General features: G+C 43.6%; 17 protein-coding genes. 12 read left to right on the top strand and 5 right to left on the bottom strand.

Going from position 1 to position 13091, the window contains the following annotated elements; all coding sequences use genetic code 11:
- Positions 1-29: 29 nt before the first annotated feature.
- From flhA to lafA, 3 genes are all read left to right on the top strand, one after another.
- On the top strand, positions 30-2120 hold the full coding sequence (flhA, locus tag R8O11_RS08150; RefSeq protein WP_005375024.1) for a flagellar biosynthesis protein FlhA: 2091 nt from the start codon (positions 30-32) through the stop codon (positions 2118-2120).
- 19 nt (positions 2121-2139) lie between these two features.
- A complete protein-coding gene (locus tag R8O11_RS08145) occupies positions 2140-2910 on the top strand; it encodes an EAL domain-containing protein (RefSeq protein WP_005375023.1) in 771 nt (256 codons plus the stop codon).
- 301 nt (positions 2911-3211) lie between these two features.
- Complete coding sequence (gene lafA / locus R8O11_RS08140) at positions 3212-4063, top strand: lateral flagellin LafA (protein ID WP_005375019.1); 852 nt, start codon at positions 3212-3214, stop codon at positions 4061-4063.
- Between the two features lie 70 nt (positions 4064-4133).
- On the opposite strand, the gene R8O11_RS08135 is transcribed toward lafA, so the two are convergent.
- Positions 4134-4421: a hypothetical protein gene (locus tag R8O11_RS08135; RefSeq protein WP_005375016.1), complete on the bottom strand. Its 288-nt coding sequence runs from the start codon at positions 4419-4421 to the stop codon at positions 4134-4136.
- A gap of 416 nt (positions 4422-4837) precedes the next feature.
- On the opposite strand from R8O11_RS08135, the gene fliD reads away from it, so the two are divergent.
- The 9 genes from fliD to R8O11_RS08090 all read left to right on the top strand — a co-directional run bounded on the left by fliD (position 4838) and on the right by R8O11_RS08090 (position 11469).
- Positions 4838-6184 carry a flagellar filament capping protein FliD gene (gene fliD, locus R8O11_RS08130; RefSeq protein ID WP_005375015.1) on the top strand — a complete coding sequence of 449 codons (1347 nt, stop codon included), beginning with the start codon at positions 4838-4840 and terminating at the stop codon, positions 6182-6184.
- 32 nt (positions 6185-6216) lie between these two features.
- On the top strand, positions 6217-6603 hold the full coding sequence (gene fliS / locus R8O11_RS08125; RefSeq protein ID WP_005375014.1) for a flagellar export chaperone FliS: 387 nt from the start codon (positions 6217-6219) through the stop codon (positions 6601-6603).
- Positions 6587-6907 (top strand): hypothetical protein, encoded by a 321-nt coding sequence (locus R8O11_RS08120; RefSeq protein ID WP_005375013.1) that lies wholly within the window; start codon positions 6587-6589, stop codon positions 6905-6907. Before fliS ends, R8O11_RS08120 begins: the two co-directional genes overlap by 17 nt.
- Positions 6904-7977 carry a flagellar hook-length control protein FliK gene (locus tag R8O11_RS08115; RefSeq protein ID WP_017820536.1) on the top strand — a complete coding sequence of 358 codons (1074 nt, stop codon included), beginning with the start codon at positions 6904-6906 and terminating at the stop codon, positions 7975-7977. The genes R8O11_RS08120 and R8O11_RS08115 overlap by 4 nt, the downstream gene beginning before the upstream one ends.
- 22 nt (positions 7978-7999) lie before the next feature.
- Positions 8000-8500: a flagellar basal body-associated protein FliL gene (gene fliL, locus R8O11_RS08110; RefSeq protein WP_005375011.1), complete on the top strand. Its 501-nt coding sequence runs from the start codon at positions 8000-8002 to the stop codon at positions 8498-8500.
- Positions 8501-8512: 12 nt separating this feature from the next.
- Positions 8513-9241: a FliA/WhiG family RNA polymerase sigma factor gene (locus R8O11_RS08105; protein ID WP_005375008.1), complete on the top strand. Its 729-nt coding sequence runs from the start codon at positions 8513-8515 to the stop codon at positions 9239-9241.
- Positions 9242-9251: 10 nt separating this feature from the next.
- Positions 9252-10109, top strand: a complete 858-nt coding sequence (motA, locus tag R8O11_RS08100; RefSeq protein ID WP_005375006.1) for a flagellar motor stator protein MotA — start codon at positions 9252-9254, stop codon at positions 10107-10109.
- A complete protein-coding gene (locus R8O11_RS08095; protein WP_005375003.1) occupies positions 10109-11104 on the top strand; it encodes a flagellar motor protein MotB in 996 nt (331 codons plus the stop codon). The genes motA and R8O11_RS08095 overlap by 1 nt, the downstream gene beginning before the upstream one ends.
- A gap of 77 nt (positions 11105-11181) precedes the next feature.
- The gene (locus tag R8O11_RS08090; RefSeq protein WP_005375002.1) at positions 11182-11469 is read left to right on the top strand and encodes a hypothetical protein; all 288 of its coding nucleotides are present in this window, start codon (positions 11182-11184) and stop codon (positions 11467-11469) included.
- Here the strand turns inward: R8O11_RS08090 and R8O11_RS08085 are convergent.
- From R8O11_RS08085 to R8O11_RS08070, 4 genes are all read right to left on the bottom strand, one after another.
- Positions 11466-11684 (bottom strand): DUF6500 family protein, encoded by a 219-nt coding sequence (locus tag R8O11_RS08085; RefSeq protein WP_017634431.1) that lies wholly within the window; start codon positions 11682-11684, stop codon positions 11466-11468. The genes R8O11_RS08090 and R8O11_RS08085 overlap by 4 nt on opposite strands.
- Positions 11685-11694: 10 nt before the next feature.
- On the bottom strand, positions 11695-12072 hold the full coding sequence (locus R8O11_RS08080; protein WP_005386881.1) for a PH domain-containing protein: 378 nt from the start codon (positions 12070-12072) through the stop codon (positions 11695-11697).
- 112 nt (positions 12073-12184) lie between these two features.
- Entirely contained in the window at positions 12185-12400 is a 216-nt protein-coding gene (locus R8O11_RS08075) for a TIGR02450 family Trp-rich protein (RefSeq protein ID WP_005374999.1), read from the bottom strand.
- Between the two features lie 138 nt (positions 12401-12538).
- Positions 12539-13012, bottom strand: a complete 474-nt coding sequence (locus R8O11_RS08070) for an HPP family protein (RefSeq protein ID WP_005374998.1) — start codon at positions 13010-13012, stop codon at positions 12539-12541.
- Positions 13013-13091 lie beyond the last annotated feature (79 nt).

Raw genomic sequence — 13091 nt, 5'->3', positions numbered from 1 at the left:
AACCCGCGTTTATCCAAGGACACGAAAGTATGCTTAACCGGTTAAAACAACTTCAAACATCAACCAAAGGCTACGTTGGCATTCCAATCGTCTTGCTAATGATATTAGCAATGGTGATTCTTCCTTTGCCTCCTCTGCTACTGGATGCGCTGTTTACCTTTAATATCGTCTTAGCAATCCTAGTATTGCTGGTCAGCACAACCGCAAAGCGACCATTAGATTTCTCTGTTTTTCCAACTATTTTGCTGGTCGCAACATTATTACGTCTCACATTGAACGTGGCTTCTACGCGAATTGTACTCCTAGAAGGACATAATGGTGGTGACGCAGCGGGTAAGGTCATTCAAGCATTCGGTGAAGTCGTCATTGGCGGTAACTACGTCGTTGGTATGGTGGTGTTCGTCATCTTGATGATCATCAACTTCGTCGTAATCACCAAAGGTGGTGAACGTATTTCTGAGGTTTCAGCCCGCTTTACGTTGGATGCTTTACCAGGCAAACAAATGGCAATTGATGCCGACTTAAACGCTGGCCTTATCGATCAGGAAACGGCTCGCTTACGCCGTAAAGAAGTCGCCAACGAAGCCGATTTTCATGGTTCGATGGATGGTGCATCAAAGTTTGTGCGTGGCGATGCCATCGCAGGTTTGTTGATTCTGTTTATCAATATCATTGGTGGTATTAGTATTGGTGTCTTCGAGCATGGACTCGCTGCGTCTGACGCCTTTAAAACTTATGCCCTACTCACAATCGGTGATGGTCTAGTTGCTCAAATTCCTTCACTACTATTGGCAACGGCTGCCGCGATTATCGTTACGCGAATTAATGATAGCGATAATGGCATGTCGGAAACCATGCAAAAGCAATTACTGGCAACTCCTGCAACGCTATTTACTGTCGCAGGTATTATGGCGGTAATCGGTATGGTACCGGGTATGCCACACCTAGCCTTTTTTGCGTTTGCTGGCGCATTAGCGTTCGCAGGGTGGCGTCAAACCAAGAAGCCAGTGCAAGACTCCCAGATTGAAGAGGTCGAAGCACTTTCACAAGCAATGCAAGACGATGATACACCGCTGACATGGGATGATATTCCTCACGTCCAAACATTATCACTTGCGCTTGGTTACCGACTCGTCCATCTAGTCAACAAAGAACAAGGGGCTCCTTTATCACAACGTATCCGCGGTGTGCGTCGAAACCTTTCTGAACAAGTTGGCTTTTTATTACCTGAAGTTCGTATTCGTGACAACCTGAGCCTCAAGCCAAACCAATACACAATTTCTCTAAATGGCGAAGTCATTGAGCAAGGTTTTATTGAACCAGAGCGTTTAATGGCGATAGCGGTTGGCGAAACTTACGGTGAGGTAGATGGCATTTTGGGTAGCGATCCTGCTTATCAGTTGCCAGCTGTGTGGATTGAGCATCAAGATAAAGCAAAAGCACTTAATATGGGTTACCAAGTTGTCGACGATGGCACTGTTATAGCCACTCATATTAGTAAAATCATGAAGACAAACCTTGCAGAATTGTTTACGCACGACGATGTGGAAGCAATAACCCAGCGTTTGACACAACAAGCCCCGAAACTAGCAGAAGCATTAGCAGCAGCACTTAATCCAGCACAGCAGCTGAAAGTATATCGTCAGCTTTTATTGGACCAAGTGCCACTAAAAGATATTCGCACGATTGCCAACACAATGTTGGAATCCGCGGAAAATACAAAGGACCCGATCCTACTTGCATCTGATGTGCGCTGTGCACTAAAGCGTACGCTTGTTAACTTAATTGCAGGACAAAAGAACGAGTTAAATGTCTACGCACTGTCTGATGAGCTAGAACAAATGCTACTAACTTCACTGCAACAAGCACAATCTTCTGGTACGGTAACACTAGATAGCTTCCCAATTGAGCCAAACATTCTTGGTCAGTTCCAACAAAACTTGCCATTGATCAGACAACAGCTTAAGCAACAGGGGCTACCTCCGATCCTTCTCGTTATGCCACAGCTGCGCCCTCTTCTAGCGCGTTACGCTCGTACATTTACACAAGGGCTGGCAGTATTGTCTTACAACGAAATCCCAGAAAACAAACAAATCAATGTGGTAGGAAACCTTGGTTAATCTTATTTCAACACATGCGATGTACGAACATTTGGTTGGCCTCGCAGTACAACATATCGTCACGGATGACGATCAATTAGTCTTTGATGCTTTAAAACACAATGATGTCCAACACGCATGCCAAGCAATTAGGGAAGCTCAATCAGGGGAAGTAGAATTCCAACACCTGACGTTGAGATTTGGTATGCGTGGAGAACAAAGTGTCTATCAATTCAAACTCTCTGAACAAATGCAGTACTGCCTGGATTTGTTCAGTCTTTACCTTGCACTAAGACAAACACAATTTCAGTTAGAAGCCTTTCACCACGACTTGATTAGTAATGTTGTCGTGCCGATTCGCGTGGATGCATTACTGTGGGAGCCTGGGGTTTATTTTCTCGAACAGACGATTCAATTCCACTCTTCTGCTTTTCAACATGTGATTCCTTCTCTTCAAGCTGATGAAACGTTATGTGATCGTGATAAAGTCGCCACACTCACCAAAAAGTTAAAAGAGAATGCATATTCACTTTGGTTTGAAGTCGCGACATCGCAAGTGAACTTCGAGCGCGTCGCAGACTTTAGTCCCGATATGATCAAATTGTCAGTCACACTAGAGGATAAAGAAGAAAGACACGCTTTCCTACCTATTGCTAAGTTCTTAAGAAAGCATAAATATACTTGGGTTGCCGGACGTGTAGCGAGTCAAACGGAACTTAACCGCTATCGTTTATTGGGTGCCAGTTATTATTTTGGTTATTTCAGCGATATCCCAACCTCTCTCTCCTTTCAGTCTTTTGATGAGGAATAGTTGAAACTCAACCATTTATATTTAAAACAGCACGATTTATTCGTGCTGTTTTTTTATTTATAACGGATAACCACAAGATCATTGGGCAATAGTTTCTTTAACTTAACTAAAAAATTTAGGCTTATATGATGATTTTCCCGGTTTTCATGGAATACAAATCACTAAAAATCATCAATTTTTATCTTTTTTAGAAATTTTTTAATTTTCAAATTAATCATTAAAGCCGACCGACCGCCTCTAGTTAGTGACAAGGGAATATCCCGAGGCCTGAAAGATATAGTGACTAACTAAGGAGACTAAGATGGCTTTATCAATGCACACTAACTACGCTTCGCTTGTAACTCAAAACACAATGAACACAACAAGCGGACTTCTAAACACAGCAATGGAACGTCTAAGCACAGGCTACCGTGTGAACTCAGCTGCTGATGACGCTGCTGGTCTTCAAATTGCTAACCGTCTAGAAGCGCAAACACGCGGCATGTCAGTAGCAATGCGTAACGCACAAGACGGCATCTCTATGATGCAAACTGCTGAAGGTGCGATGGATGAAATGACAAACATCGTTTACCGTATGAACGACCTTGCTACACAATCGTTGAACGGTTCAAACAGTGCAACAGACCGTGCGTCTCTTAACAAAGAGTTCACACAGCTTACTGCAGAACTAAACAACATCGTAGACAACACTAAGTTCGGTGGTCAAAACCTTCTTAAAGGCGGCGGCTTCGGTGCAGGTGACGTAACATTCCAAATCGGTGCATCTTCTGCTGAAACATTGACTGTAAGCGCAAGCGCAGGTATCGGTGAAATCACTACTATCCTTGCTGATGCAGCAATTACAGATGGTATCGATGACGCGACTAAAGCAAAAGCAGCACTAGACAAAATCAGCGGCGCTGACGGTCTAGTAGAAAAAATTGGTAGCTCTCGTGCAGACTTCGGTGCGAACATCAACCGTCTTGAGCACACAATGGCTAACCTTGGTAACATGGTAGAAAACGTTACAGCATCTAAAGGTCGTATCATGGATACAGACTTTGCAGTAGAGTCTTCAAACATGACGAAGAACCAAATGTTGATGCAAGCAGGTACAACTGTTCTGTCTCAAACTAACCAGCTTCCAAGCATGGCAATGTCACTACTACGCTAATTACTTAGTTAATAGTGCGCTTAATTTAAATCGTCTTAATTATAAAGCCTTCCTATGGAAGGCTTTATTTTTATCTACGAATATAAATAGAGCTCGTATTATCTTTGTGAGATTCAGGCACTCTGAATCCGAACTTCAACATAATATTGAATAAAACCTTATTAAACAGTTCTAATTCTATCGTCTCTAATTTACTTCCTATTTTACTATCTCTAAGTTCAGGAAAATTGAACTTAGCTTCCTTTAAGATACTAGCTATCTCATCAGAATTGATGCTCTGTTTACTTAATAGTTTTTTGTTAATGAACTCTTCATATGCACGAGCACATTTCATCAATCGTAACGCAAATTCATTCATAACTGACATTCTTTGAAACGTAAAAAATTTAATTTTTAGTGAGAACACTTGCACATCGCACTATCAAAAATAATATCAGAACGCAATTAATGCACTCTGTAAGAATTATCTGAATCAAGCTGAAGTAAAGGCTGAATATAACGTCTAATTAAAACATCTCTCCTAATTAGAACCGTCAATACAATTAAATATTTTCTTTGTTTAGGTCGCCTTTTCTTATAAGGAAATTACTTTTTCCATGGAGGAAGGCGGAACAAACAAGGTGGAAACACCACTTCCTCCCAAGAAAACAAAATAGCTTTAAACCTTTGTTTTAATTGAATTTAATATACGGCACGCATCTTGCCACTGATAATTAAACTAAGGCGTAGCATTCAAAGTATTCAAGCCAATAAGAGATGAGAGGAGCACACCTCATGAGTTCTTTAGACCCAGTAAAAATGGCAACCCAATTCGCACAATTGGACACAAACCCATTCAAAAACCGTTACCAAGCGCAAGCTAATGTGTACCAGTCACAACTGTCAGCTTTTAATAAAGTTGAAAGCGCACTACGTGATTTTCGTACTGCAATGAAAGAGATGAATAACAGCACAAACAGCATCATCAAAAACAGTGCGACACTCTCTCAAGAAGGTAACTTTACTGCAAACGCGGATGCTAAAGCGCTAACGGGTAACTATCAGATTTTTGTAGAAAAAGTGGCAACGGCGCATCAAGTATCTACAGGAATGCCTGCAGACCTTGAGGCGACGACAGAAGTACCAACTACTGGATCTTTAGAATTCACCATCAACGGTGAAACAATGACTCTAGACTTGTCCTCCGTTGATGTTAATGGTGACGGCACTGCAACGATCAGCGATTTAGCCAGTGCGATTAACAATCACACGGACAACCCTGGCGTTAACGCCACTCTAGTTCGCTCGAATGGTCAAACACACTTTATGCTATCGAGCACTGAGACTGGTGTCGAAAATAAGATCAACGTATCTGCATCGGGTACTGGCCAAGCGTGGTTTGAAGACGCCTTCACCAACCTCAAGCAAATCAACGCTCCGCAAGATGCGGTTATGTGGCTAGGTGCAAAAGACTCAGGCCTGAAACTAACCAACGCAAGTAATACTTTTGAAGGTGTCATCGACGGTGTTGACATTACCGTATCTAAACCGCAAGCCGCGGGAGATTCTCCAATCGGTTTAAAAATTGGAGCTGATAGCGAAGGCACTAAAGAACAACTAGATAAGTTTGTGGAAACCTACAATGCCCTTGTTTCGACTATCGATCAGTACACCCAAATTGGCGGTGAAGATCAGAAACGCGGCGTGCTCGCTAGCGACTCGACATTGCGTTCTATTGAGAGTCAGTTAACGGGGTTAATCCGAGGTGAACACAATGGTATGCGCCTAAGCGAAATCGGCGTGAGCCTAGACCGCAACGGTAAAATGAAAGTTGATCAAGAAAAGTTCAAAGAAGCTCAACAAACAAACAGCGCAGGCTTAGAGGCGTTGTTTAATGGGGATGACGCTTTGCTAGATTCTCTTGACGCGATGGTAGAACCTTTCTTGAAGTTCTCATCAGGTACCTTCAGCACGCGTAAAGACGCAATACAGTCAAGCTTAGACCGAATCAAAGATAAACAAACCAATTTAGAGCGTAAGTACGAAATGTCGTACAACCGCTATCTCAAACAATTCACTCAAATGAATTCAATTATGACCCAAATGAACCAAACCATGTCCATGTTTAATGCTCAAAAATAAGACATTTGGTTCCAAATTTAGGAGAAATATTCATGCTTATGGATTCTGGTTACGATTCGTACCAACAAGTCGATCTCGACGCTCAAGCGGCAGCAGCAAATCCACACCAATTAGTCATCATGTTAATCGATGGCCTACTCGATGAAGTTGAACGTATTCGCGGCCACCTAGCCGCAAATCGTTTGGCTGAGAAAGGGAATGGAATCAACAAATGCATGAACATCTTGATTGGACTAACAAGTGCTTTAGATGATGAAAACGGCGGTGAAATTGCGGAAAACCTACGCCAGCTGTATGACTTCTGCCAAGTCGAACTTTATTACGCTAGCGTGCAAAACGATGCAAATCGCTTGGTTAACGTTGAGCGTGTAATGGGTAACATTCGTGAAGGTTGGATGAATTTTGGACAACAAGCATAAAGTATCGCCAGAGCGATTCCGTCATTTATCTCAGCTCATCCAGTTCGCCGCAAAAACGGCCGATTGGCATGCGCTCAAGCGGTACGACTTGCAGTTGCGAGAGCTTTTGATCAGTCACAAGCCTTTTTTGAAAGATCCTAAGCTTGCACCTGAAATCCAGCGAGCGAAAACAGTGCACGCTAATGCCTTCGCAGTATTAGAGAAGTCGACCAACGAGTTGAAAAAAGAGATGAACATGGTCAATGACCATCAAGAACGCGCTATGGCCTATCAATTAGCAATGACCATGGAGCTAACTCAATGATCATACCTTCTTCAACTCAGCACTCGGGTAATTCGCCAGCTAACAATGAGGGTCACATCAAGCAAGCGAACTCGGTACACGGCTTTTCTCATGGTTTTAAATCAGGGAACAAGCAGAATGGTGAGCAAGACTTTAACTCTGCGTCAGCGGTATCGAGTTTTCACCTTACGGCCTCTACTTTGAACAGCGCAAACAAAGTACAAAGTCATGGTTTTGATACTGATGACCGCTCAGCTTCAGATCCGGATGCCAACTTGACCAGTACACCAGGGTTAACAGAATCGACTGATCTTGCAGCGCAAGCTCAAGCTTTAACCCAGGGTATGATTACCATGGCAGAGAAGCAGGCTGAGAAACTAGGAAAAGCGTCATCTTTAATGACTGCGAGCGAAGTTAAGTCTGTTACTCAAGATTCGTCTAACGCTATGTTAAACACATCATCAAAACAAGATGTGAAGCAAAGTCTGCCGACTTCATCGAGTTCGCGTTTGCCTATCTCCGGTGCTGAGTTTCAAACTCTTTTGAATCAACCTGTTCAAGGGCAACCAACCGCCTCTCTACTTCAAGCACAAGCTCCTACAACACAACCTGCACATTCACCGATTGCGACGAGTCATGTTCAAGCTCAAGGCTCTGAGTGGGCAGCAGTGCGTGTTGATACCACTGCCGGAAAGTGGGGAGAGCAAATGATGCAAGTATTACATGATCGCGTGACGCTCCAAGCTCAACAAAATGTACAAGAAGCAAAAATCCGCCTAGACCCACCAGACTTGGGGAAACTGGATTTACTTGTACGTGTTGAAGGTGACCGATTAAGTGTCCACATCAACGCCAATGCCGCAGCAACACGAGAAGCTTTAATGCAAGTTTCGGAACGATTGCGTACTGAGTTACAAGAGCAAAACTTCGTTCATGTCGATGTCAATGTTGGCTCTGATCAAAACCAAGGTCGAAATGACCCACATGCAAACGAAGAAGACGCCAATATTTTCGCCGCACGAGAATCTGGTGCATTCCAAACCACGACAACAACTAACTATTCAGAACACTGGCTAAGCACTCAAGCTTAGTGAATCTTCGAGGAAAAAGGTTATGACCAAACAACAAATGATCGCCCTGTTTATCGCCATGATCATCACCAGTGCCCTCGTTTCGGCCGTCACAATTATGGGCGGAATCTGGTACTTAAACAAACACGCTCAAGAGTCACCTGACTCTGGTTCACTGATCGAAGACTCTCCACTGTCTTTTTTGGTCACAGAACAACCGACAAGTAAAGGTCCTAGCTTCCATCCTTTGGACAAAGTCGTTTTGACCGTTAAAGGCAAGAAACAGACTCACTTTGTGATGCTAGAACTGGCAATTGAGACACGCCGTCCAGAGCGTATCAAAGAGATCGATGAATACATGCCTATGGTACAAAACTCTCTATTAAAACTGTTTAGCGACAAAACGTTTGATCAGTTACAGCAAGCGGGTGCCATCGATATTCTGCAAGACGAAGTGAAGCAAACGCTTCTACTCGCTTTTGCTAAAACAGACATCGTCCGAGAAATCGACGATGTTTTGTTGACTAAATATGTTGTGCAATAACGGAGCACAACCATGTTAGACATGAATGTACAAGACACTTACACCACAGAAGAGGAAGTGACAACACCGTCACGACCAATTGATGAAAACGCATTGCTACAACGTCATCAGGTCATGGTAAAACGCGTAGTTAACCAGCTGCGCGTTCATGCCACTTCTCACTGTAGTATTGAAGATATGCAGCAGATAGGCCTTATCGCTCTAGTCGAGGCTGGACGCCGATATGGCGATGTTGACGATCCTCACTTTCCTGCTTTCGCCGTTTGTCGAGTTCGGGGAGCTATTTTAGACGAATTACGCCGACTAGATTGGCGTTCACGTAAGACTCGTCAACAAGCCCACGAGCTCAACGACGTGACTCGAGATCTCACTCGAACGTTAGGTCGAATGCCAACGGATGCCGAAATCATCCAGGCTTTAGGGACGAATGAGCAAGATTATTACAACCGCCAAAATGCCGCTCTCGCAGGCGAGATGCAAAGCCTTGACCAACTGATGGAGAGCAGCGGTGATAGCTACATTGGCGGGCAATACGATGGCATGGAACATGAACATATTCGTCGTAGTTTAGACAGTGCTTTGGGTAAATTACCTAAGCGCGATCAACTGCTCCTGACTCTGTTCTATCAACATGAACTCAACTTACACGAAATAGCTCTGGTATTGGATCTGACACCACCTCGTATATGTCAGCTTCACAAACAAGCGCTGAAACAACTCAACCAATTAATGTCCTCTTAGGAGTCACAAGATGCAAAAGTTTTTTGGAGTGCTCACTATCCTGGTGTGCGTCTTCGGTGGATATATGTGGGCCGGTGGTAGCTTAGGTGCTATCTGGCAGCCAGCCGAATTCCTTATCATTATTGGCGCCGCTGCTGGTTCTTTGATCATCGGTAATCCGCCTCATGTACTGAAAGAAATGCGTCGCCAAGTGCCAGCGACCATTAAAGGTCCAACAGAAGAGCATGAGTACTACATGGAATTAATGGCACTACTCAACAACTTGCTAGAGACAGCGAGAAACCGCGGATACAAGTTTCTGGATTCTCATATTGAGGCTCCGGAGCAAAGCTCTATGTTCCTCGCTTACCCGACGATCGCAGAAGATCATCGCCTAATTTCTTTCATTACTGACAATTTACGTTTAATGGCAATGGGACAGATGTCGCCTCATGAATTAGAGGGACTGCTAGAGCAAGAAATCGAAGCAATACAGAACGAAATGCTTTTACCTTCACGCTCACTACAGCGTACAGCAGAAGCACTACCTGGCTTCGGTATTCTTGCAGCAGTTGGTGGCATCATTATCACCATGCAAGCTATTGATGGCTCAATCGCTATGATTGGTTATCACGTTGCGGCAGCTCTCGTTGGTACATTCATTGGTATTTTCGGTTGTTACTGTGGCTTAGATCCACTAAGTAACGCCATGGCTCAGCGAGTAAAACGTAATATGACTGCTTTTGAGTGCGTTCGTGCAACCTTGGTTGCCTACGTAGCGAAAAAGCCGACATTGCTCGCCATTGACGCTGGTCGTAAACATATTCAGCTAGACATCAAACCAACATTCAACCAAATGGAGAAGTGGTTAGCTGAACAGGAGGGATAATGCAAAAACAAGAGCATGTAGTGTTCAAACGTGCCAAAGTATACAGCCATGATGAGTCGTCTCATGGCGGCGCGTGGAAAGTCGCGTTTGCTGACTTCATGATCGCCCTAATGGCGCTGTTTCTTGTACTTTGGGTTATGCAGGTGGTAGACAAAGAAGAGCGTAAAGCGATTGTTGCCCACTTGCATAGTTCAAGCGTATTCGACAAGAGTTACGGCAACCCATTTGATACGTCACAAAGTATTTCTCCTATCGACTTGGCACAGGACTCTTCTGTGCCAAGTAAACACAACTCCAACCATGTAGTAAGCTCTTACTTTAAAGGTGATGGGGATGGACCAGAAATTGATTCTTTGATTCCTGGTAACTTCGATACTCAAGAGCAACTTGCCGCACTAGCGAAAGTAATTGAGCAAATGACTGCCCAAATTAATGCGCAGGGAAATGTAAACGTCACGGTGACACCACAAGGTTTGCGTATCGTCCTTCAAGATGATTACAAACAGCATATGTTCAGCCGTGGTGGTGCAGAACTTACTCCTTTTTTTGAAGATTTACTGCTCGCACTAGCACCTGTATTTCATCGTGTTAACAACCCTCTGATCATCAGCGGACACACAGATGCAATTCCATTTAAAAAGCGTTTTGGTCGTCAATCTAACTGGGCGTTATCAGCCTCTCGAGCAGACGTAGCAAGAAATACGTTAGTTGAAGGCGGTATGCCGGATGATAGAGTAATGCAGGTAACGGGTATGTCAGATAGAGCGCTGCTTAATCCTGATGAGCCAGATTCTAGCGAAAACCGTCGTATTGAGCTGTTTGTTTTAACGACTCCTGCCGCTAAAGTGCTTGAGACCCTTTTTGGCAACCACCAAGAAAGCGAACTGCAAAAAGCGAAAGATAAGGCTGAATTCAACCAACCAGTCATTCGTCAAGAAGTCATCAATTACTCCGGCGATACCGCCACCAGCGAAGTAAAAATTCAAGAATTATAATCTTAAAAGGTCACCACTCTGATGGTGACCTCTCTAACCAAAGCCTCTGTTACTGTGACTTTTTAGTTGAGTTCTATATGCACATAACATCATCCGAAAAAAGAAAAAGCGACTTACTAAAGAAAGCCTTTTTATGGCTCATTGTCTTCGATTACCTTTTATTGGCGTTTTTCTTAACTCAGCTATCAAGTATGACACTAAACAGCGGAACCATGATCAGCTTGTTACTTGTTGTTTATAACGTCTTACTTGTTTCGCTATGTTTTCAACGAACCAACAAGCAGGACTCTTACATTATCTACCCTGTTTTGTCCGCAACGTTATTAGCATTTGTCTGCTTTCTTTACTTCTTTTTTTTAATTTAGCTCCCCGACTCGACCATTGATTTTATTTTTACTGCTTTTTCGAAGTGGTCGAGCTGATGAGTCTGAATCCACCACGTAGCCGCTTCCATCAACAGCTCTGGGTCGTCATTTTTATTAGCGAAAAACGCATAAAATGAGAGACCAACCAATTCACCTTTACTCGCGATCTTTTTGTCACAGACCTCTATAATTTTGTCTCTCAGCGAAGCTCTCATTTCTAATCCCTTAACCTAGTACATACTCACTAACCATACGGTTGAAAGAAATCAAATCAAACGAGCCTTTAATTTCAAAACGCACTCTTCCCACCTCACTCATGAAGAACTCGATTTCACAATCCAAATCAAAAGTACCAGAGGTCTCGATAGAAAATGCATTGATCTTACTGTAAGGCAAAGAAGTGTAATCCACTTTTGAGCCGGTAATCCCTTGCACATTTGCCGCTATCACTCGCTTGTTCGTAAACACCACTTGGTCACGAACTGTTTTAAAAGCAGCGAAAATAGTCTCACCATCAATCAAGAACTTAAGGAAGTCTTCTCTGGCATTAGAAACGTCAATCGGCTTAAGCTTAAATACAGAGGAATTGTCGAAATCAATCATAATTAATCCTTTGAGTGGGCGTTAGAACGAATTATCAACGTATCAGATAGCACCACTTTTGCCTACTCGCAACGCACGTTTCTGCTTGATTCGCCCAACAACGAAGCGTCACTCACTTCCACCCTTGCATCCATTGCTCAGAGTCTTTTAGGTCTTGCCAGTTCATCTCTCGGTCGCGTTTACTCATGACTGCCTCGATGACACATCTCACAACGTTACCATCTTCATCTAGTTCCATTTCCGTCACGACAAAATGCTTCTCTTTGTTTTTAGGTGAAATTGCCGTCCATTTACTGTGCAATAGTTTCTTAGGGTGGATTCTGTTCATCGCATTGTACCAATTTAACTACCATGTTGATGTATACGACTGAATACCAAGAGAGAATCAGATTTTGTTTTTGCAAACCGACAAAAGATAAAACCGCAAAAGAGATCACTCCCTTTCGCGGCTCTAACTACAATCCGACTAGGTCTTCTGACCATTCAGTCGAGGGTTTAAGTACTGACTTTGTAGCAACTGTAACCCTTTACCGACCAGAACAATCACTACCGCGCCAATCAGGACAGGCGTGAAGAGAAAACTCCATCCCTGCCCAGACGCCATGATCAAAATTGGATTTGCCCCCGCAGGTGGATGAGTGGTCTTCGTAATCAGCATCGCAGACACACCTAGCCCCGTCGCAATCGCGAGCGTGACCGGCGTGACGTCAACATACTGGCTAAACGCAATACCGATAGATGCCGTAATGAAGTGACCAATGATCACGTTTTTTGGTTGAGCGAGAGGGCTGCTAGGCACCCCAAACACCAGTACTGCGGTAGCACCAAATGGTGCCATCAGGAGTACAACCTCCGTCAGTGATACCTCAGCGTAGGACAATACGCCAATAGCCAACGTAGCGCCAAGCCCGGCAACCAACGATAAAATTAAATTATTCATAAACACCTCAAAGTAGACCGAATTGTCTACAAAATAAAATAGACAAATCTGTCTACCTTTGTCAATATGTGTTTATGGA

Source organism: Vibrio sp. 1288, assembly GCF_033344475.1.
The sequence above is the reverse complement of the archived record's forward strand: the minus strand, read 5'-3'. Positions and strand labels throughout refer to the sequence as shown.

What these genes read in the sequence shown, in the direction of transcription:
- flhA (WP_005375024.1), top strand. Translation starts at nt 30, where the DNA reads ATGCTTAACCGGTTAAAACAACTTCAAACATCAACCAAAGGCTACGTT.
- R8O11_RS08145 (WP_005375023.1), top strand. Translation starts at nt 2,140, where the DNA reads ATGTACGAACATTTGGTTGGCCTCGCAGTACAACATATCGTCACGGAT.
- lafA (WP_005375019.1), top strand. Translation starts at nt 3,212, where the DNA reads ATGGCTTTATCAATGCACACTAACTACGCTTCGCTTGTAACTCAAAAC.
- R8O11_RS08135 (WP_005375016.1), bottom strand. Translation starts at nt 4,421, where the DNA reads ATGAATGAATTTGCGTTACGATTGATGAAATGTGCTCGTGCATATGAA.
- fliD (WP_005375015.1), top strand. Translation starts at nt 4,838, where the DNA reads ATGAGTTCTTTAGACCCAGTAAAAATGGCAACCCAATTCGCACAATTG.
- fliS (WP_005375014.1), top strand. Translation starts at nt 6,217, where the DNA reads ATGCTTATGGATTCTGGTTACGATTCGTACCAACAAGTCGATCTCGAC.
- R8O11_RS08115 (WP_017820536.1), top strand. Translation starts at nt 6,904, where the DNA reads ATGATCATACCTTCTTCAACTCAGCACTCGGGTAATTCGCCAGCTAAC.
- fliL (WP_005375011.1), top strand. Translation starts at nt 8,000, where the DNA reads ATGACCAAACAACAAATGATCGCCCTGTTTATCGCCATGATCATCACC.
- R8O11_RS08105 (WP_005375008.1), top strand. Translation starts at nt 8,513, where the DNA reads ATGTTAGACATGAATGTACAAGACACTTACACCACAGAAGAGGAAGTG.
- motA (WP_005375006.1), top strand. Translation starts at nt 9,252, where the DNA reads ATGCAAAAGTTTTTTGGAGTGCTCACTATCCTGGTGTGCGTCTTCGGT.
- R8O11_RS08095 (WP_005375003.1), top strand. Translation starts at nt 10,109, where the DNA reads ATGCAAAAACAAGAGCATGTAGTGTTCAAACGTGCCAAAGTATACAGC.
- R8O11_RS08090 (WP_005375002.1), top strand. Translation starts at nt 11,182, where the DNA reads ATGCACATAACATCATCCGAAAAAAGAAAAAGCGACTTACTAAAGAAA.
- R8O11_RS08085 (WP_017634431.1), bottom strand. Translation starts at nt 11,684, where the DNA reads ATGAGAGCTTCGCTGAGAGACAAAATTATAGAGGTCTGTGACAAAAAG.
- R8O11_RS08080 (WP_005386881.1), bottom strand. Translation starts at nt 12,072, where the DNA reads ATGATTGATTTCGACAATTCCTCTGTATTTAAGCTTAAGCCGATTGAC.
- R8O11_RS08075 (WP_005374999.1), bottom strand. Translation starts at nt 12,400, where the DNA reads ATGAACAGAATCCACCCTAAGAAACTATTGCACAGTAAATGGACGGCA.
- R8O11_RS08070 (WP_005374998.1), bottom strand. Translation starts at nt 13,012, where the DNA reads ATGAATAATTTAATTTTATCGTTGGTTGCCGGGCTTGGCGCTACGTTG.